Source organism: Paraburkholderia sp. OAS925 (genome assembly GCF_040543975.1).
GTDB classification, from domain to species: Bacteria; Pseudomonadota; Gammaproteobacteria; order Burkholderiales; family Burkholderiaceae; genus Paraburkholderia; species Paraburkholderia graminis.
The window spans coordinates 2902318-2922501 of record NZ_JBEUNO010000002.1; the positions used below are offsets into that span (position 1 = coordinate 2902318).

Consider the following 20184-nt stretch of genomic DNA (forward strand, 5'->3'; position numbering starts at 1 on the left):
TTTCTTGCTAACAGCGCATGACGCGCTGAGCAAAATCAATCTTCCAGCAACGACAGATCGCGCACCGCGCCCTTGTCGGCCGACATCACCAGCTTCGCGTAAGCCTTGAGCGCCGCCGACACCCGGCGCGGACGCGCCTTCGCCGGCTTCCATCCCTTCGCGTTCTGCTCCTCGCGGCGGCTTGCCAGTTCCGCGTCGGACAGCAGCACGTCGATCGTGCGGTTCGGAATGTCGATGCGGATCTTGTCGCCGTCGCGCACGAGGCCGATCGCGCCGCCCGCCGCCGCTTCCGGCGAACAGTGGCCGATCGACAGCCCCGACGTGCCGCCCGAGAAGCGGCCGTCCGTCAGCAGCGCGCACGCTTTGCCGAGACCTTGCGACTTGATGTAGCTCGTCGGGTAAAGCATTTCCTGCATGCCCGGCCCGCCCTTCGGACCTTCGTAACGGACGATCACCACGTCGCCCGCCTTCACCTTGCCCGCGAGAATGTTCTCGACCGCTTCGTCCTGCGATTCGGTGACGTGCGCGGTGCCTTCGAACACCAGAATGCTTTCGTCGACGCCGGCGGTTTTCACCACGCAGCCGTCGAGCGCGATGTTGCCGGTCAGCACCGCAAGGCCGCCTTCCTTCGAGAACGCGTGCTCGTACGAACGGATGCAGCCTTCGGCGCGATCGAGATCGAGACTCGGCCAGCGCGTGTTCTGGCTGAACGCCACCTGCGTCGGAACGCCGGCCGGACCGGCCATGTAGAAAGTCCGGACCGCTTCGTCGTCAGTGCGAACGATGTCCCACTGATCGAGCGCGTCTTTCAGCGTCGGCGCGTGGACCGTGGGCACGTCGGTGTGCAGCTTGCCCGCGCGGTCCAGTTCGCCGAGGATCGCCATGATGCCGCCCGCGCGATGCACGTCTTCGATGTGGTACTTGTTGGTGTTGGGCGCAACCTTGCACAGTTGCGGAACGACGCGCGACAGGCGGTCGATGTCCGTCATCGTGAAGTCGATCTCGGCTTCGCGCGCGATGGCCAGCAAATGCAGAATCGTGTTGGTCGAGCCGCCCATCGCGATGTCGAGCGTCATCGCGTTTTCGAACGCCTTGAAGCCGACCGCGCGCGGCAGCACGCTCGCCTTTTCCTCTTCGTAATACTCGCGGGCCAGTCCGACGATGCGGCGGCCGGCGCGCTTGAAGAGCTGCTCGCGATCCGCGTGCGTGGCGACCACCGTGCCGTTGCCCGGCAACGAAAGACCGAGTGCCTCGGTGAGGCAGTTCATCGAATTGGCCGTGAACATGCCCGAGCACGAGCCGCACGTCGGACATGCGGAACGCTCGACTTCGGCGACGTCGGCGTCGGAATACGCCTTGTCGGCGGCGATCACCATTGCATCCACGAGATCGAGCTTCTTGAACTCGATGGTGCCGGTTTTGGGATTGGCGAGGCGCGTCTTGCCCGCTTCCATCGGGCCGCCCGACACGAAGATCACCGGAATGTTCAGGCGCATCGCGGCCATCAGCATGCCAGGCGTGATCTTGTCGCAGTTGGAGATGCACACCATCGCGTCGGCGCAGTGCGCGTTGACCATGTATTCCACCGAATCCGCGATGATGTCGCGGCTCGGCAGCGAATACAGCATGCCGTCGTGGCCCATCGCGATGCCGTCGTCGACGGCGATGGTGTTGAATTCCTTGGCGACGCCGCCGGCGGCCTCGATCTCGCGCGCGACGAGCTGGCCGAGGTCCTTCAGGTGCACATGGCCGGGCACGAACTGCGTGAACGAATTGACGACCGCGATGATCGGCTTCGAGAAGTCTTCGTCTTTCATGCCGGTGGCGCGCCACAGCGAGCGCGCGCCCGCCATGTTGCGGCCGGCGGTGGAGGTTTTGGAACGGTATGCGGGCATCGGTGGTCGTTGAATGAATATCGCTTGAAAGAAGCGGGCCAAGGGAGTGACGGCCCCTCGAGCGCCCGTGCGAACAACCTCGTGAGCCGCGCCGCGGGCAAAACGCGCAATTATCCCACAGGGTCCGGCGGTGTGCGGGTCGCAAGTGCGGCTGGGCGGCGTTCGCGGCGAGGCTTGCGGCGGTGTGCAACGGACTGACCCGTGAACGAAAACGGCGCCCGCAGGCGCCGCTTTGGCTGAACGTCAGCGCCGCGTGATGCCGGCGCGCACGCTTCGTCGAATGTGTTCGTCGAATCTTCGTCGAATATCTGCGTCGATTACTTGGCCGGCACCGCGCCATTCGCCTGCGACCAGCGCGGCTCAGGCGTCTTGTCCGCGCTCTTCGCGAGCAGGCACACCACGCCGGCCGCGATGATGTCGAACACCGCGAGCACCACGAAGAGCGGGCTGTAGCCGACCTGCGTCACGAGCACGCCGAACAGCGCCGTGAAAGCCGCCGCGCCGAGATAGCCGGCCATGCCGCCCATGCCGGTGGCCGTCGCGACTTCGTTCTTGCCGAACATATCCGACGTGATAGCGTACAGTGCGCCCGACAGCGTCTGGTGCGCAAAGCCGCCCACGCACAACAGCGCAACGGCCACATACGGACTCGCAACGAGGCCCACGCACGCCGGCCCGATCATGCACAGCGCGCCGACCACGAACACCATCTTGCGCGACGTGAACAGCGAAACCTTCGCGTACTTGTGAAACAGCGGGCTCAGATAGCCGCCGAGCACGCAGCCGATATCCGCGGCGAGAAACGGCATCCACGCATACAGCGCGATTTCCTTCAGGTTCATGTGACGCTCGGTCATCATGTAAAGCGGAATCCAGGCGTTGAAGGTCTGCCATGCCGGCTCGGACAAAATGCGCGGAATGCCGATCGCCCAGAAGTCGCGGCTCTTCATCATCGCGAACCAGTTGCGCTTGGGCGCGCCATCGTCGCTATGCTTCGCTTCCTGACCGCTCAGGATGTAGTCGCGCTCCGCGTCGCCGAGCAGCTTCTGCTTGCGCGGATGCTTGTACAGCACCATCCACACGGCGCTCCACACAATCCCCGCCACGCCGACGATCACGAACGCCAGTTGCCACTGCCCATGCAACAGCGCCCAGACCACGAGCGGCGGCGCGAGCAAGGCGCCGATCGACGAACCGATGTTGAACCAGCCGATCGCCACCGAACGCTCCTTGGCCGGAAACCATTCGCTGGTGGCTTTCACGCCGGCCGGAATGCCCGCCGCCTCGGCAATGCCGAGCAGGCCGCGGAAGAAAGCGAGGCTGCGCCATCCCGTCGACCACGCCGCCGCCGCACAGGCGAGCGACCAGGCCAGCGCGAACGCCGCGAAGCCGATCTTGGTGCCGACCGTATCGAGCAGAAAGCCCGCGACCGGCTGCATGAACGCATAGCAAAGCTGCCACGCGACTACGACGTGCGCGTATTGCTCAGTCGTGATGTGCAGGTCTTTCATCAGCGTCGGCGCGGCCACCGACAACGTATTGCGCGCCAGATAATTGATGATGAGCCCGGCTGCGACCAGACTGACCATCCACCAGCGGATGCCCTTGATCTTCATTGCTGCGTCTCCTGGTAATGCTTTAACTTGCTTCAGGCCGGCCGCGCCGCCGAAGCGCTGCCCGCGCCGGTGCCCGCGCCCGTGCCGGCGCCCTCTTCCTCACGCCGCGAATAGTCGATGCCGACAAAGCCGCCGCCCTGGAAGCGCTGGCCCAGCGCATCGAGCGGATTCGGACGGGCCAGGATTTCGTCGGCGTAGTCTTCGGCGTTCTGCTTCGGCGTGTAGCCGAGGCGCGCTGCGCCGCTGTTGTCCCACCAGCTACGCGTATTGGCCGACACGCCCCACACGGTGATGAAGCCGAGATCGTCGGCTTCGATGCAGCGGTCGAGGAAATGCATCAGGTCCGCGTGGCCGAACCAGGTGCTGAGATGGCGCGGCTCGGTCGGACGCTCGAGGCAACTGCCGATGCGCACACACACGCTCTCGATGCCGTGCTTGTCCCAGTACATCCGGGCGAGCGCTTCGCCCCAGACCTTGCTGAGGCCATAAAAACCGTCGGGGCGCAGTTCGCAGTCGAGGCTCAGACGCTCCGTCACCGGATACATGCCGATCGCGTGATTCGAGCTGGCGAACACGATGCGCTTCACGCCGTGACGCCGCGCGCCCTCGTACACCTCAACGAGACCGCGCAAATTGTTTTCGATGATCTCGGGCAGCGGACGCTCGACGCTCGTGCCGGCGAAGTGGATCAGTACATCGACGCCTTCCAGCAGCCGGTCGACGACCGCCGGATCGCGCAGGTCGCCGTGCATCACATCCTCGCCGTCGATGAGCGGCGTGAGCGGCTTCGAGCCGGCCGCCGAACGCAGCGGCGTGCCCCGCGCAATGAACGCGGCGCGCACGACCGAGCCAAGCTGGCCACCGGCGCCACTAAGGGCAATCTTCTTCATAGGGGTTCCTTTACTGCACCGGCTCGTGCGCGGGCTAGTTGTACGATAACGTACTATCAACGATGCGGAATCGGATTTCAACTAGGCATTTACCCGAGGTGTCGGCGTGCCTTTCGATACTTTCAGGCACTGAACGACAAGCCGCAGGCTTAATTTATGGTGCGATGTCGTATGACATTGAAAACAAACCGGCCGCACTCGACACTCACCGCGCCATTGGCCACCGCCGCAAAGCGCATCGCTCTCAACAAGCAGCCCTCGACATAACCCAACTCCCGCGCCCACCGTTTGCTGCGACGCGGTCGATTGCCGCACTCACGCCGCACCTGGCGCAAAACGCGCCCTCGCAAGCAATAAGAAAAAGCTGATACAGATCAGTCATTTGCCACGCGCGAACGGCAAAACCGCACAAAAGAACGCGGTTCTTTGACGCACGTCGCGCCGCAGCATAATTCGCCGCGTTGGCCTAATCTTCGGCCATCTGCGAAACGCAGTGCGCACCGACACCGGTCGACGCGCGTAGTCCGCAACGAGCGGCATCACGCCTTCACGATCATGAACTCCGCAATATCGGCATTCGACCTCGCCCGCATCCAGTTTGCGTTCACCGTTTCGTTTCACATCGTTTTTCCGGCGCTGAGCATCGGCCTCGCGAGTTTCATCGCCGTGCTCGAATGGCGCTGGCTCAAAACCGGCAAGACCTACTACAAGGACTTGTGCCTCTTCTGGTCGAAGATCTTCGCCGTCGCCTTCGGCATGGGCGTCGTCTCCGGCGTCGTGATGAGCTATCAGTTCGGCACCAACTGGTCCGGCTTCTCGAGTTTCGCCGGACCCGTCACCGGACCTTTGCTGATGTACGAGGTCATGACCGCGTTCTTTCTCGAAGCCGGCTTCCTCGGCATCATGCTGTTCGGCTGGCAGCGCGTGAGCCCGCGCGCGCATTTCGGCGCGACGCTGATGGTCGCGATCGGCACGCTCATCTCGACCTTCTGGATTCTCGCGTCGAATAGCTGGATGCAGACGCCGCAAGGCTTCGAGGTGGTGAACGGCCAGGTCGTGCCGCTCGACTGGTTCAAGATCATCTTCAACCCGTCGTTCCCGTACCGGCTCGCGCATATGGCGCTCGCGGCGTTCATCGTCGCGGGGCTCGTGGTCGCCGCGGTCGGCGCGTGGCATCTGCTGCGCGGACGGCGCGATCCGGCCGTCAAGAAAATGTTTTCGATGGCGCTCTGGCTGCTGCTGATTCTCACGCCGATCCAGGCGGTCGTCGGCGATCAGCATGGCTTGAACACGCGCGAATATCAGCCGGCGAAGATCGCGGCAATCGAAGGTTTGTGGGAAACCGAGAAAGGCGGCACCGCGCTGAACCTGTTCGGCATCCCCGACATGCAGGCGGAAACCACGCGCTATGCGGTGTCGATTCCGCACCTGGGCAGCCTGATCCTCACGCATAGCTGGGACGGCGAAATTCGCGGCCTCAAGGAATTCCCGCCGCAAGACCGGCCGAATTCGACCGTGGTGTTCTGGAGCTTTCGCATCATGGCCGGGCTCGGCATGCTGATGATCGCGATGTCGATTGCCGCATGGGTGCTGCGCCGCCGCGGCACGCTGTTCGAGTCGAAGTGGTTCCAGCGCGTCGCAGTGGCGATGGGTCCGAGCGGCTTCATCTCGCTGCTGGCCGGCTGGGTCACGACTGAAGTTGGCCGTCAGCCGTGGGTCGTGTACGGCGTGATGCGCACGTCGCAGGCCGTGTCGCCGCTCACCGCGCAGCAGGTCGGCATTTCGCTGATGGCCTTCGTGGTCGTGTATTTCCTCGTGTTCGGCACGGGCATTTACTACATGCTCAAGCTGATGCGCTCCGGCCCGGCGCTGCCCGGACAGATGCCGCACGACGCGCCTGCCCACACGCCGGACCAGACCGCGCGCCGCCCTTTCTCCGCCGCCGATCAGGCGATCGACGCCGCGTAACCCGATCTCTTCTCTTAGCCGAGTCACAAAATGGACGTAACCGTAGTGTGGGCCGCGATCATCGCGCTAGGTCTTTTCATGTATGTGGTGCTGGACGGCTTCGACCTCGGCATCGGCATCGTGTTTCCGTTTTTCCCCGACGAGAAAGAACGCGACCTGATGATGAACACCGTCGCGCCCGTCTGGGACGGCAACGAAACCTGGCTGGTGCTGGGCGGCGCCGCGCTCTTCGCCGTCTTTCCGATGGTGTATTCGACCGTGCTGTCCGCGCTTTATCTGCCGCTCATTTTCATGCTCGTGTGCCTGATCTTTCGCGGCGTGTCGTTCGAGATTCGCGCGAAGGCGAATCGCACGAAGCACCTGTGGGATCTCGCGTTCATCGGCGGCTCGGCGGGCGCGGCGTTTTTCCAGGGCGTCGCACTGGGCGCGTTTCTGCAAGGCATTCCGGTGATCGACGGCGCGTATGCCGGCGACGCCTTCGGCTGGCTTACGCCGTTCAGCCTGCTGGCGGGCCTCGGACTCGTCGTTACTTACGCGCTGCTCGGCTGCTGCTGGCTCGTCGCGAAGACGGAAGGCGATCTGCAGCGCCGCCTGCATCGCATGGTGTGGCCGCTGACGGTCGTGCTGCTCGGCTTCATCGCGATGGTGAGCCTGTGGACGCCGCTGCAGGACGCGAACATCGCGCAACGCTGGTTCGACGACGGCCTGTTCTACCGGCTGCTGCCCGTGCCGTTCATGGTCGCGGTCTGCGCGTTCTTCATGCGCCGCGCGGTGCGCGAGCGGCATGACAACATGCCGTTCGTGCTCGCGCTGCTGCTCGTGCTGCTCGGTTACGGCGGGCTGCTGGTGAGCCTGTGGCCGTATGCGATTCCGTCGAGCGTGACGTTGTGGGAAGCCGCCGCGCCGCGCTCGAGCCAGACCTTCACGCTGGTCGGCGCGGCGGTGATTCTGCCGATCATCGTCGCCTATACGACGATGGGTTACTGGGTTTTCCGCGGAAAGGTGCGTCATGGCGACCAACATCACTATCACTAGGATCAGATCCGCGCGCAGGCTGCCAGGCTGGCTCTGGTTCATCGCGCTCTGGTGCTTCGGCGTGGGCTCGGCGATGTCGCTCGGTTACGCGTTCAAGCTTCTGATGAATGCGACGCTGTTTGCCGTGAAATAGCCGCTCGCCGCGTGCGCGCGCGGGCAATTCGATCCATGCCGCATAAGCTTTTGCGTCCGCCCGGCGGCGCTTAAAAAACGGCGCGCGCGGCTCGTCTACCTAGCAAGCCGGGGCCGATGCGCGAGAGAGACCTGCCCGCACAGGGCACACAAAAAAACGTGGCGCCGGCGATGCCACAAGCAGAGAATGACCGGCGCGGCGAGCCGCAAGGCCGCCGCGTCAACCGATCGGCTTAGATCACGGGGTAGCCGGCAATGATGCGATTCACGACAATAGAAGTAAAACGGGGCCTGGCAACAGCGGTAGTCCACAACACGCAAGCTCGACTCGTGGAGACATCATGAAGTTTCTTGTGGCGGACGACCATGAACTGATCCGGCAAGGCGTCAAGGGAATGCTGCGCGGGCTGGATGCCGACGCCCAATTCGACGAAGCCGATACCTGGGAAACCCTCGCCGCAGCCGCGCGGCCCGACGCGGATCACGATCTCGCGATCGTCGATCTGCATATGCCGGGCATGAGCGGAGCGTCGTCGCTGGAAATGCTGTTGAAGGCGAATCCGGCGCTGCCGGTGGTCGTCCTTTCCGCCGAGGAGTCGCCAGACGAGATGCGCGCAGTGCTGGCCGCCGGCGCGCTCGGTTTCGTGCCGAAGCGGCAGCCCGCGAGCGTGATGCTGAAGGCGATCGAACTCGTGCTGTCCGGCGGCGCTTATGTGCCGATGGAAGCGCTGAGCCTGCTCGGCTCGCGCGATGCGCAACCGGCGCAGGCATGCGCGGAGCGCGCCGCCGCTTCGCCTCAACAGGTGGCGAGCACCGCAGCGGGCCAAAACCCAGGCACCGCGACGCTCACCGAGCCCATCGTGCAGCTTCAGCCGTTGCAGCCGCATCAGCAACACTTGCTGGAAAACCTGTCGCCGCGTCAGCAGGACATCATGCGGCTCGTGCATCGCGGCTGGACCAACAAGATGATCGCGCGCGAACTCGGCGTGGCCGAGGGCACGGTCAAGGTGCATCTGTCGGTGATCTTCCGGGCGCTCGGCGTGCACAACCGGTCGACGGCAATCGCCGTGATCAACGGCTGGCTTGAAGCGGGGAGAACGCTGTAGCGGGCGGCGGCGTTGGTCCTTTATCGATCTCCGCCTGCTGCCACAGCATGTCGAGCGTGCGCCGCAAGCGCGCCGCCGCCACCGGCTTGTGCAACACCGGAATGCCTTGTGCGGCGAGCGCCGCCAGTTCCGCCGACGCCATATCGCCCGTAATCAGCAGCATCACGACACCTTCGTGGCCCGAGCGCGCCAGTTCGCTGCGCACCGCCGTCAGCGCCTGCGCGCCCGTGCGGTGATTGGCCAACTGGTAATCGCAAAGCACCGCGTCGGGGACGAAACCTTCCTCGAGCGCGGCCAATGCGGCGGTTTCGTCGCGTACGCCCTGCACGATGCAGCCCCAGCGGCCGAGCAGGCTCGAAAGACCTTCGAGAATCGACGGCTCGTCGTCGATGCACAACACGCGGCGCCCTTGCGCCGTCGGTCCGCCCGTCACCGCCTCGTTCAGACTTGCGACGATGCCGCTCGCGTCGCCCGCCTGCACCGGAAAGCGGAACACCGAGCCGCGTCCCGGTGCCGAGCGCAACTGCAATTCGCCGCCCAGCATGCCGACGAGGCGCTTCACCGTCGGCAGGCCGAGGCCGTGCCCCTGGCGCGCGTCGCGCTGCGGATTTGCGACCTGATAGAACTCCTCGAAAATACGCTCGTGCTCCTGCTCCGGAATGCCGATGCCCGAATCGCGCACTTCGATATAGCCGCCATTGGTTCGCCCCGCGCGCCGGAAGCCGAGCCAGATCGCGCCTTCCTCGGTATAGCGGACCGCGTTCGACAGCAGATTGCTCAGCACGCGTTCGAGCAGCACGGGATCGTCGTGGACCACCATCGACGTCGGCGCGATCCGCAGCGCGAGCCCCTTCGCCGCCGCTTGCGGACGATACTGGCTGCCGACGCGCTCGAACAGTTCCGAGAGCCGGAAATGCAAGCGGATCACCTGCGTGACGCCGCTTTCGAGCCGCGCGAGATCGAGCACCTGGTTGAACAACTGGTTCAGCGCCTCGACGTTATGGACGATGTGCTCGGCGGTCTTCGCGTGCTGCGCGGGCGTCGCGGCCGAATCGTTGAGCGACGCCGCCAGCAGCCCGATGGCGTGCAACGGCTGGCGCAAATCATGGCTCGCCGCCGCGAAAAAGCGTGTTTTCGCGAGACTCGCCTCTTCGGCGACATGCTTTTGCGCCGCCAGCGATTCCGCCAGATACTGCTGATCGACGCGCGCCTGCACGACCTGCTGGAACAGTTTGCGGTAACTGAGCGCATACACGTTGATCGCGCAGAAGAAGAACGCGAGCACGATGGCAAGAATCGTGCGATCGAACGTATGCATGCCGAAATGCAGCACGATCGACGGAAACAGCAGAAAGGGAATCGCCGTGGCGAAGTTCAGCAGGTCGAAGCCGTTCGACATGAACACGCCCGCTGCGAGCGTGACGAGCATCACCGTATGCAGCAGCGGCAAGTCGCTCTGCGGACTCTGGAACGCAAACCAGATCGCGATGCCCGGTGCGCTGTACAGCAGCACGCCGCGCACCGCGTGCACGTTGATCCAGCCGCGCGGCGACAGCAGATGCGGATAGCGCCGATTGCAGATCCATAGCGCGAGACCCGCGCAGTTGGCGGCCGCATAGAAGCCGAAGCAGGCAATGAAAAGCGGCGGCGACGGTATCGCGGGCCAGTAAATGGCCACCAGCACGGCGATCGAAAACCAGTGCGAGAAGAAAGCGATCGGGTCTTGCGCGTACAGCACGCGCACCAGGTCTTCGTCGATTGCACGCTGGATCGGGTCAGCCCGCATCGCGCGGTCTCCTTGTCGGGCACGGCAAATTCGGTGAGGGGGCGCGAGAGCCTGGCGCTTGCACGGAGCGCGCTGCGGCGTGTTTGCGCAAGAGCTTGCACGGTTCTACTGCAATGCAGCGGGCGCGCGGCCGCCGCTTTCTTATCAGACGAATCAGGGGCGTGCTGCCGGATGGTTTACCCGGCAGTTTACCCATCAGCTAACACTTAATCCATATAGGCGAAGCCGCCGCCGACGACCATACTGGCCTCACTACCTGGCGCGGCCGCAACGATTCTCCCTTCGCCTTTCCCTGCATTCCGGGCTCGCCGCGCTTCTCGCCTTATCCTCGCCTAACCCTAATGGAGGCTTTCATGGGCGCAGTTCCGAGCCACGAGTTCGTCCGCAATCTCGACGACGCGATCCTGCCCGATCTGTGGCGCCGCCGCACGCAGTTGTCCGCCGACGAAATGGTGTCGATGGTCGAACTCGTCAAGCGGGCGTTGCGGACTTACCATCCGCTGGAACTGCAGGCACTCGGCGAAGATAAGGAAGAACTGGTTGCGCAGTTCATTTATTCCAAGGTACTGCGTCTTGCCCCCGGCCACACCGAAACGCATGCGTGCGCCGATAGCGCGCCGTCCAACGGCTACGCATTGTGCGCGTATTTCCGCCGCTATCTGATCGACTGCCTGCGCAGCGCGGGGCATCAACGCAATGTGTCGATGGAAACCGACGGCATGGCGCAGGAAATCGATCTGCACGCCCAGGCATTGGAAGACCCCGTGCAAAGCGTGCTGCTGCAATACGGGCTCGACGAACAACGGGTACGGCACGCGGCGCGCGCTTTTATCGAAAGTCTCGACGAGCCCGAACGGATCGTGCTGGCCGGCAGCCTCGGCTGGTGCTCGGAAGGCAAAGGCGGACTGTCGGCGGTTGCGGCTTCGCATCGGGTGCCCTCGTATCACTATCGCGCCGTCAAACTCGGCGTCACCATGAAAAAGACGGCCACTGCCGACGATTTTTCCAATACGAAGATCGGCCGCTGGCTCACGGACGTGCTCGGGATCGAGATCGACATCGACAATCGCAGTGCGATTCTGCTGGCGCTGAACCTGCTCGCGGCCGAGTCGATCGATAGCGAAATGAATGAAGCGGCCGCATGACAGGCTGCAGCATCGACACAAAAAGAACACGTAAAAAGCCGCATGAGCGGACTCAACAACAACGGGCTCAACAATAGTAATGGGGAAATGACTGAGGCACAGGGGACTCCTTTGGGCGCATCGCACAGATGCGCCTTTTTTTGTCGGCGCGCACCGCCTACGATAAAAAAGCCGCGGCAGCGCGCCGTCTTTCTTCCGACGCCCGGTTCCCTTCCCTGCACCGATTCCTGACGAGGTGGTCGCGTATGAACCGCTTATCGAGCGCCGTGACGGCGATGAAGTCGCATTACGAAGTGGTCGTGATCGGTTCCGGTTATGGCGGTGCGATCGCGGCGAGCCGCATGGCGCGCGCGGGCCGCAGCGTCTGCGTGCTCGAACGCGGACGCGAATTCATGGCCGGCGAATACCCGCGCACGCCGTTTCAGGGCGCGGAGCAGATCCAGTACAACACGCCGCTCGCGCAAATCGGCTCGCCGCGCTCGCGCTGCTCGAAGTGCATGTGAACGACGACGTCAACGCGGTGGTCGGCTGCGGGCTCGGCGGCACGTCGCTGATCAACGCGAACGTCGCGCTGAAAATCGATTCGCGCCTGTGGGACGACACACGCTGGCCCGCTGCGTTGCGCGGCGATCAGACCGGACGTGACAAGGGTTATCAACGCGCGTGGGACATGTTGCAACCTGCGCCGGTGCCGAGCCGCTTCCGCGAATTGCCGAAGCTGCTCGCGCTCGCCAAATCCGCCGAGGCGCTCGGCATGGGCGACCGCTTCAGCACGCCGCCGATAACCGTCACCTTCGAGGACCGCACGAACGCGGCCGGCGTCGCGCAAAAAGCCTGCACCGGATGCGGCGACTGCAACTCCGGCTGCAACTACGACGCGAAGAACTCGACGCACATGAACTATCTGCCCGACGCCGTCGCTCACGGCGCGCAGATTTTTACGGGCGCCGCGGTTCATTCGGTTGTGCGCAACGTCGATACGCAGAAGTGGCAGGTCGGCTATCAGTTCGTGCGCCTCGGGCGCGAAAGCTATGACGCGCCCGATCTGTTCGTTAGCGCCGACATCGTGATCGTATCGGCGGGAACGATCGGCTCGACCGCGTTGCTATTGCGTTCGCGCAATGAAGGCTTGAGCGTGTCGGACATGCTCGGCCGGCACTTCACCGGCAATGGCGACGTGCTCGCGTTCGCGTACAACACCAATGACACGATCAACGGCGTCGGCTGGGGCGCGCATGTGGACCGCGATATTCCGCCGGTCGGGCCGACCATCACGGGCCTGATCGATCATCGCAATACCGCGGACGTCAGGGACGGTTTCGTGATCGAGGAAGGCTCGCTCGCCGGGCCGGTGGGCGCCGCGCTCGTCGGCATGCTCGGTGCGGCCGCGCCGCTCGCGGGCGTGGACGTTTCGGGGCCGCGCACCGTGGACCAGCAACTCGAATACGACGCGCGCGTGGTCGAAGGCTTCCTGCACGGTCCGTATCGCGGCGCGCTCAATCACACGCAAAGCTATCTCGTGATGGCGCACGACGACGAGAGCGGCCAGATCAGCGTGAACGACAAAGGCCGGCCGCGCATCGCGTGGGAAAACGCCGGCAAGCAGCCGATTTACGAAACCGTCGAGCAGACGCTGAAGCAGGCGACGGCGCCGCTCGGCGGCAAATATCTGCGCGATCCGATTTCGAACGACATTTTCGGCAATCGAACGGTGACCGTGCATCCGCTCGGCGGCTGCGGGATGGGCGAGGATGCGGAGCGCGGCGTAGTCGATCACCTGGGCCGCGTTTTCAGCGGCACGACCGGCACCGGCGTGCATGACGGCCTCTACGTGATGGACGGCGCCGTCATGCCCATGTCGCTCGGCGTCAATCCGTTGTGGACCATCTCCGCGCTCGCCGAGCGCAATTGCGCGCTGCTTGCGGCGTCGCGCGGCTGGAGCATCGACTACGATTCGAAAGGCACCGCCGACACACCGCCCGCGCAAAAGATCGGCTTGCGCTTTACCGAAACGATGGTCGGCCATTACACGCCGACCGGCGCGAGCAAGGACGCCGCGAGCCCGATGGCGTTCACGCTGACGGTTGAATCCGACGACCTCGCGACAATGCTTAGCGATCCCAACCATATGGCAAAGACCGCCGGAACGCTAACCTGCCCCGCCCTTTCCTCGCAACCGATGACGATCACGGACGGCACCTTCAATCTGTTCGTGGCCGACCCGCAGGACGTGGACGAGCGCAACATGAACTATCGAATGACGCTCAACTCGGCGGAAGGCAAAACGTATTATCTGAGCGGGCAGAAGATCATCACGCGCACGTCGCCGCTCGAACTGTGGGAGCAAACGAACACGCTGTACGCGCAGATTTTCGCCGCGCCCCAAGCCGACGCGCCGCCGATCGGCAGCGCGACGCTCATCATCACGCCGGAAAATTTCCTCAAGCAGCAGCGCACGCTCGAAGTCACCAACGCACCCGATCTGAAGACACGTCTCGAATGGACGCTGAAGTTCGGCAAGTTCTTCGCGGGCGTGCTGTTCAGCGAATACGGCGGCGTGGCCGCGCCTTTGCAGTATCACGATCCCGCCGCGGAGCCGCGTATGAAGCGTGCGTTGCGCGCGCCCGCGCCGCAAATGTTCTTCTTCGATACGCCGGACGGTACGCGCTTGCGTCTCACGCGCTATGTCGACCCTGCGCGCAAGAATGCGCGCCCCGTGCTGCTGATTCACGGCTCCGGCGTGTCGAGCCGCATTTATTCGACGGATCTGATCGGCACCAATCTCGTCGAATATCTGTGCGCCGCGAACTACGACGTGTGGCTCGTCGATCTGCGCGTGAGCATCGAAATGCCGAGCGTGCTCGTGCCGACCAACGTCGATAAAGTCGCGCTCGAGGATATTCCCGCGGCCGTCGCAAAGATTCGCGAGGTGACGGGCGCGAGCGGCATCCAGGCGCTCGGTCACTGCATGGGCGGCCTCGCGTTGAGCATGTCGCTGATGGCGGGACTCGAAGGGGTGCGTTCAGCGGTGATTTCGCAGGTCGCCGTGCATCCGGTGCCCGGCACGCTCGCCAGAATCAAGGCGGGTCTGCACATTCCGGACATCATGCAGCATCTCGGCGTGACCGATCTGACCGCCTATACGAAGGACAAAAGGTGGCCGCACAATCTCTACGACGAAGCGCTGCGGCTCTATCCCGTCGATCATGACGAGGGCTGCGGCAACCCGATCTGCCATCGCGCGACCTTCATGTACGGTCTGCTATACGAGCACGCGCAGGTGAGCGAGACGCTTCATTCGAATCTGCAGGAACTGCTCGGCGTGCATGACGTCGGCGTGTTCAAGCATCTGGCCGCGATGGTGCGCGCCGGCAAGGTTGTCGACGCCGACGGAGACGACGTCTATCTGCGCGGCGCGCGCGGCATGAAGGGGCTTGCGGGCATGCGCATTCCGATCGGTTTCATTCATGGCGACTGCAATGAAACCTATGTGCCGCAAAGCACCGCGCTCACCTATGAGATGCTCGTCAACGCGTTTCCCGAGCAACCTTATGAGCGGCATCTGATTGCGGGCTATGGACACATCGACTGCATCTTCGGCAAGAACGCCGCGCGCGATGTTTATCCGACTATCGCGCGCTATCTGAACGCGCACTGAGTTCGCACTGAGTTCGCACTGAGTTCGCGCTCGCTAGAACAGCTTGCCCGGATTCAGGATGCCGTGCGGATCGAGCGCATGCTTGATCGCCCGCATCGCCGCGAGTTCGGCGGGCGAGCGCGAGATCGGCAGGAACTCGCGCTTGAGCAGACCAATGCCGTGTTCCGCCGACACCGAGCCGTGCAGCGGCCCGAGCATTTCATAAACGAACGCGTACACCGCGTGATGATCGACGCCGGGAATCGAATGGCCGTCCACCGTGACGTGCAGGTTCGAATCGCCGATATGGCCGAAAAAATACGATTCGTTTCCGGGCCAGCGTTCGTCGAGCGCCGCGCGGCAACGCTCGACAAAGTCGCCGATCACGCTGATCGGCAGGCTCACATCGAAGTTGATCGCGTCGAGCCGCACAGGAAATTCGGCCGTGCATTCGCGGATCGCCCACAACGCGCGCGCGTCGGCCACCGACTGCGCGATCACCGCGTCGCGGATCCCGCCTTCTTCGAGCGCGCCGGTCAGCGCCTGCGCAAAGCGCTCGCCGTCGTCACTCGAATCGAAGCTCGCGTGTTCGATCAACGCGTAGAGCGGATACGCGCCGTCGAACGGCGAACACGTGCCCGTCAGCTTGACGCCAAAATCGTAGAAGTCCGGCCACATGATTTCGAATGCGCCAATGTCGTTGCCAAAGCGCGTCGACAAACGTCGCAGCAGATTCACGGCGGCATCGTAGCCGTCGAGCGCGACGAGCGCCGTATGACGCGCGGCGCGCTGCGGATGAAGCCGCAACACCGCGCGCGTGATGACGCCAAGCGTGCCCTCCGAACCGATGAACCAGTGTTTCAGGTCGTAGCCGGTGTTGTTCTTGACCATCTTGCCGAGCGAACTTAGCACGTCGCCATTGGCGAGCACGACTTCGAGACCGAGCACCTGGTCACGCGCGGTGCCCGACTGAATCACGCGATTGCCGCCCGCGTTAGTCGCGAGATTGCCGCCGATCTGACACGAGCCGCGCGCGCCGAGATCGAGCGCGAGTTCGAAGCCCGCTTCGGCAGCGGCTTCCTGCGCGCTCTGCAATGTCGTTCCGGCGCGCACGGTCAGCGTGGCCGAAGCCGCATCGATTTCCTCGACGCCGTTCAGCCGTTCCAGCGACAACGCGATGTCCGTCGTGCGTGCAATCGCGCCGCCCGCAAGACCCGTCATGCCGCCTTGCGGCACCACAGGTTGATGCGCCGCGTGGCAAATGGCGAGCGCGCGCGAGACTTCGTCTGTGGTGCGCGGCAGCAGCAACGCTGCGGGACGCGTCGGATCGTGGCGCGTCCAGTCGGTCATCGCGCGTTCGCCGATCTGTTCGCCGACGCGCACCGCATCGTCGCCGAGCGCGGCACGCAGCGCGTCGAGCGTGGCGGCAAGCGGCGCCGTGCAGGGTTGCGGCTGCGTGTCGTGATTCATGTCGTGACTCGTGCCCTGACGCGGGTTATCGTTTTGTGTCATGCAGCGTTTCCTGGTTTTGCTTCTTCCGATAACCCATCGAATCGTTGATGCGCCCGAGAATGTAATCGCCCGCGGCCACCGGCTGATATTTGACGTCGTCCGCACTCGCGCCCAGTTCGCGCGGATCGACCATTGCGCCGTACGTCGGATCGTAGAACGTCGCGATCGAATAACGCTCGCGTCCCGAAGCATTGATCACGCGATGCAGCGTCGAACGAAAACGGTCGTTGGTCCAGCGCGCGAGCAGATCGCCGACGTTCACCACAAAGCTGCCTTCCACAGGAGGCGCATCGATCCAGGTATCGTTGGCAATTTCACGCACCTGCAATCCGCCCACCTGATCCTGCCATAGCAACGTGATGCAGCCGTAATCGGTATGCGGCGCGACGCCGAATTGATCTTCATCGGACTGTGGCGGCTGCGGCGGATAGTAGACCATTTGCGTGCGCTGCATCCGCTTCGTATAACGCGGCGCAAAAAAATGTTCGTCCACACCGAGGCTCACCGCGACCGCACGCAGCAGATCGGCGCCGCATGCGCCCACCGCTTCATAGTAGCCGTACAGCGCGGGACGCAACTCGGGCATGAAGTCGGGCCAATTGTTCGGGCCGCGCAGCGCCTGGCCCGCGAGCACATCGGGATCGTCCTCGGGCAACTCGAGTCCGATGCTGAAAAACTCCTTGTAATCGGGGCGTTTCGCCTGATACATGGTCGCGTCGCCAAGCGCATTGAAACCGCGATGCCGATGATTGACCGCCGCGCGCCGCTTCGTCTCCACCGGAAACGCGAAGAAGGTTCGCGCGGCCTGGGCGGCGGCGTCGATGGTCGCTTGCGGCACGCCGTGATTGACGATGTAGAAGAAGCCGATGGTCGTGCACGCGTCGCGGATTTCGCGCGCCACGCTTTGCAACGCATGCGGGTCGCCCGCGCGAACGCCGGCAAAGTCGATGAGCGGAATGCGGGTCACAGGCATCGCGTTACTCCGTGAGAACGTCCGACGAATTGCGGGGGCGCCATCGCCATTGCAGTGGTATATACCGCCAAAAGCGCACCCGCAAGTGAACTCGCGGCGCTGCGCGTAAGGGCTTTTCTCTACTCGCGCGTTTATTTATTTTGCGCGAAAACTGCGGTATATACTGCCTCGCATGACTTGCGCCGCGCCGATCTTTTGCGGCGCGTTTCGCGTCGCTCGTACGACCCGCGCTGTGCCCACTGGAGAATCTCATGAGCATCCTTGCAGGCTGGAAGTGTCGTCTGGTCATGTTGGCGTTGTGCGCGGCAAGCGTCAGCGCTTATGCGGAAGACCAGCTCGCCAAAGTGAAGAAAGCCGGCGAGCTCGTGGTCGGCACGGAGATGCAGTTCGCGCCTTTCGACTTCCTCGAAAACGGTCAGCAAGCGGGCTTTAACAAGGATCTGTTCGCCGAGGTCGGCAAGGAACTCGGCGTGAAGGTGCGTTTCATCGACCTGCCGTGGCCGAGCGTGTTGCCCGGTCTCGAAGCAGGCAAGTTCGATATGGTCGGCGGTCCGATCACCGTGACCAAGGCGCGCATGGAGCGCTACACGTACACGCTGCCCATCGCGGACGCCACCGACGCGCTGCTCAAGCGCGCGAACGATTCGGCGCTCAAGCAATCGTCGGATATTGCGGGTAAAACCGTGGGCGCGGGCAAGGGCTCGGCGCAACTCGACCAGTTGAAGGCGTACGTCGCCACCTTGCCGAAACCGCCTGAAATCCGCGAGTACGTCGACAACAATCAGGCTTATGCGGACCTCGCCGCCGGCCGCATTGCGGCGGTCGCAAACTCGATGACCAACATCGCGTATGTGGCGAAGCAGCGCCCCGAAACGTTTGCGGTGGTGCAACCGCCGTTCGGCGCGAAAGTGTACTTCGCATACTGCCTGCGCAAGGACGCGGACAGCAAGCCGCTCGCCGATGCCTTCAACGCGGCACTCGTGAAGATGCACGGCGACGGACGCCTCGCCGCGTTGCAGAAGAAATGGTTCGGCGTGGCGATGGATGCGCCGACTACGATGCCGACGCCGAATTATTGACGCGTGCCAGGCAGGCGCGATAAACGCACATTCACCGCACTATTGACCGCACATCAGCGAGGGCGACGCTCATGTTCAGCACGACCGTCTTCGTTCAGGGCATGCCGCTGTTGTTGCATGCGGCGCTCGCGACCATCGGCGTTTCGTTGACGGGGCTTTTCATCGGCTTCTTCGTCGCGGTCGGCGTATGCGCGGCGCGGCTCTCGCCGAATCGCGCCGCGCGCCGCTTCGGCGGCGCGTACGTGTTCTTCTTTCGCGGCGTGCCGATGCTCGTGCAACTGCTGCTCGTGTACTACCTGCTGCCGTTCGCGGGCATCAACGTATCGCCGCTCGTGGCCGCGATCAGCGCCGTGTCGCTGTGCTCCGCGTCGTATATCGCTGAAATTCTGCGCGGCGGTTTTCTCAGCATCCCGCCAGGTCATATCGAAGCCGCGCGCATGCTCGGCCTCTCGCCGTTCGACACGCTGCGGCGCATCCTCGTGCCGCAGGCATTCCGCCTGACGTTACCTTCGCTCGTCAACGAAATGGTGCTGCTGATCAAGGCTTCGTCGCTGATCTCGGTGGTCGGCGTCGCGGAGTTGACGCGCACCGCGCAGAACCTCGCGGCGAGCACCTACAGACCGCTCGAAGCGTACGTCGCCGCCGGCCTCATTTACTTCGTGATTTGCGGCGCGCTCGCACTCGTTGCGCATGCCGCCGAGTATCGGCTGAAGCACGCCTGATCGACCGGAGCCCATGCGATGCAACAGTTCGATCCCACCGTCATCACGCACAATCTTCAGCCGATTGCCGCGGGTCTCGCGACGACGCTCGGCACGTGGGCCGCGGGCGTCGTTATCGGCATGCTGATCGGCTTCGTGATCGCGGTGCTGCAACTCTTTTGCGGACGCTGGGTGCGCGCGCTGTTGCGTGTGTATATCGAGCTATTTCGCGGTACGCCGTTTCTCGTGCAACTGTTTCTGCTGTACTACGGCGGCCCGTCGTTCGGCCTCACGCTCGAACCGATGACAGCCGGCGTGCTCGGACTCGGCCTCTATGGCAGCGCCTATTTCGCGGAAGCGTTCCGCTCGGGATTCGAATCGGTGCCGCCGGGTCATCTCGAAGCCGCCTCGTGTCTCGGCTTGACGCGCATGCAAGCGGTGCTGCGCATCCAGATGCCGCAAATGCTGGTGCTGATCGTGCCCGCGCTCACGAATCTCATCATCGTGTTGAGCAAGGAGACCGCGGTGCTGTCGATCGTCACGGTGCCCGAGCTGACCTTCGTGCTGACGGGCATCGGCTCGGCGACCTTTGCTTTCGTCGAAACGCTGCTGATGCTCTGCGTGTGCTATCTCGCGCTCGTCGAACTGACTTCGCGCGCGGGCATGTGGGCCGAAGCCCGCATCGCCCGTTTCATGGCATAAAGGAAAC

General features: G+C 63.7%; 14 protein-coding genes and 1 pseudogene. 9 read left to right on the top strand and 6 right to left on the bottom strand.

The genetic code is table 11. The annotated features are described in order from the left end of the window. Window positions 1–35 precede the first annotated feature (35 nt). From ilvD to ABIE53_RS31700, 3 genes are all read right to left on the bottom strand, one after another. Window positions 36–1895 carry a dihydroxy-acid dehydratase gene (ilvD, locus tag ABIE53_RS31690; protein ID WP_029971773.1) on the bottom strand — a complete coding sequence of 620 codons (1860 nt, stop codon included), beginning with the start codon at window positions 1893–1895 and terminating at the stop codon, window positions 36–38. 317 nt (window positions 1896–2212) lie between these two features. After that, window positions 2213–3511, bottom strand: a complete 1299-nt coding sequence (locus ABIE53_RS31695) for an MFS transporter (RefSeq protein ID WP_053860241.1) — start codon at window positions 3509–3511, stop codon at window positions 2213–2215. A 32-nt stretch (window positions 3512–3543) separates the two neighbouring features. Then, complete coding sequence (locus ABIE53_RS31700; RefSeq protein ID WP_006052347.1) at window positions 3544–4401, bottom strand: NAD-dependent epimerase/dehydratase family protein; 858 nt, start codon at window positions 4399–4401, stop codon at window positions 3544–3546. 555 nt (window positions 4402–4956) lie between these two features. Between ABIE53_RS31700 and ABIE53_RS31705 the strand changes: the two genes are divergently transcribed. From ABIE53_RS31705 to ABIE53_RS31720, 4 genes are all read left to right on the top strand, one after another. After that, the gene (locus ABIE53_RS31705; RefSeq protein ID WP_192700317.1) at window positions 4957–6369 is read left to right on the top strand and encodes a cytochrome ubiquinol oxidase subunit I; all 1413 of its coding nucleotides are present in this window, start codon (window positions 4957–4959) and stop codon (window positions 6367–6369) included. Window positions 6370–6399: 30 nt separating this feature from the next. Further along, entirely contained in the window at window positions 6400–7404 is a 1005-nt protein-coding gene (cydB, locus tag ABIE53_RS31710) for a cytochrome d ubiquinol oxidase subunit II (protein ID WP_006052349.1), read from the top strand. After that, window positions 7379–7537 (top strand): hypothetical protein, encoded by a 159-nt coding sequence (locus ABIE53_RS31715; RefSeq protein ID WP_006052350.1) that lies wholly within the window; start codon window positions 7379–7381, stop codon window positions 7535–7537. The genes cydB and ABIE53_RS31715 overlap by 26 nt, the downstream gene beginning before the upstream one ends. 340 nt (window positions 7538–7877) lie before the next feature. After that, window positions 7878–8642, top strand: coding sequence for a response regulator transcription factor (locus ABIE53_RS31720; protein WP_006052351.1), 765 nt, complete (start codon window positions 7878–7880; stop codon window positions 8640–8642). Here the strand turns inward: ABIE53_RS31720 and ABIE53_RS31725 are convergent. Then, on the bottom strand, window positions 8608–10428 hold the full coding sequence (locus tag ABIE53_RS31725; protein WP_192700318.1) for an ATP-binding response regulator: 1821 nt from the start codon (window positions 10426–10428) through the stop codon (window positions 8608–8610). The genes ABIE53_RS31720 and ABIE53_RS31725 overlap by 35 nt on opposite strands. Before the next feature lie 353 nt (window positions 10429–10781). Between ABIE53_RS31725 and ABIE53_RS31730 the strand changes: the two genes are divergently transcribed. Together ABIE53_RS31730 and ABIE53_RS31735 are read left to right on the top strand one after the other, a co-directional pair. Continuing rightward, entirely contained in the window at window positions 10782–11573 is a 792-nt protein-coding gene (locus ABIE53_RS31730; RefSeq protein WP_029971779.1) for a hypothetical protein, read from the top strand. Window positions 11574–11818: 245 nt separating this feature from the next. Beyond that, a pseudogene (locus tag ABIE53_RS31735) lies at window positions 11819–15231 on the top strand (alpha/beta fold hydrolase). Between the two features lie 33 nt (window positions 15232–15264). Here ABIE53_RS31735 and ABIE53_RS31740 read toward each other — a convergent pair. Both ABIE53_RS31740 and ABIE53_RS31745 read right to left on the bottom strand, forming a co-directional pair. After that, window positions 15265–16680: an FAD-binding oxidoreductase gene (locus ABIE53_RS31740; RefSeq protein WP_192700352.1), complete on the bottom strand. Its 1416-nt coding sequence runs from the start codon at window positions 16678–16680 to the stop codon at window positions 15265–15267. 25 nt (window positions 16681–16705) lie between these two features. After that, on the bottom strand, window positions 16706–17695 hold the full coding sequence (locus tag ABIE53_RS31745) for an isopenicillin N synthase family dioxygenase (protein ID WP_192700320.1): 990 nt from the start codon (window positions 17693–17695) through the stop codon (window positions 16706–16708). Window positions 17696–17946: 251 nt separating this feature from the next. Here ABIE53_RS31745 and ABIE53_RS31750 point away from each other — a divergent pair, with 251 nt between their 5' ends. The 3 genes from ABIE53_RS31750 to ABIE53_RS31760 all read left to right on the top strand — a co-directional run bounded on the left by ABIE53_RS31750 (window position 17947) and on the right by ABIE53_RS31760 (window position 20177). Next, entirely contained in the window at window positions 17947–18774 is an 828-nt protein-coding gene (locus tag ABIE53_RS31750) for a transporter substrate-binding domain-containing protein (protein ID WP_006052358.1), read from the top strand. A gap of 71 nt (window positions 18775–18845) precedes the next feature. Next, on the top strand, window positions 18846–19496 hold the full coding sequence (locus ABIE53_RS31755; RefSeq protein WP_006052359.1) for an amino acid ABC transporter permease: 651 nt from the start codon (window positions 18846–18848) through the stop codon (window positions 19494–19496). 18 nt (window positions 19497–19514) lie between these two features. Then, entirely contained in the window at window positions 19515–20177 is a 663-nt protein-coding gene (locus ABIE53_RS31760) for an amino acid ABC transporter permease (protein ID WP_006052360.1), read from the top strand. The last annotated feature ends 7 nt before the right edge of the window (window positions 20178–20184 follow it).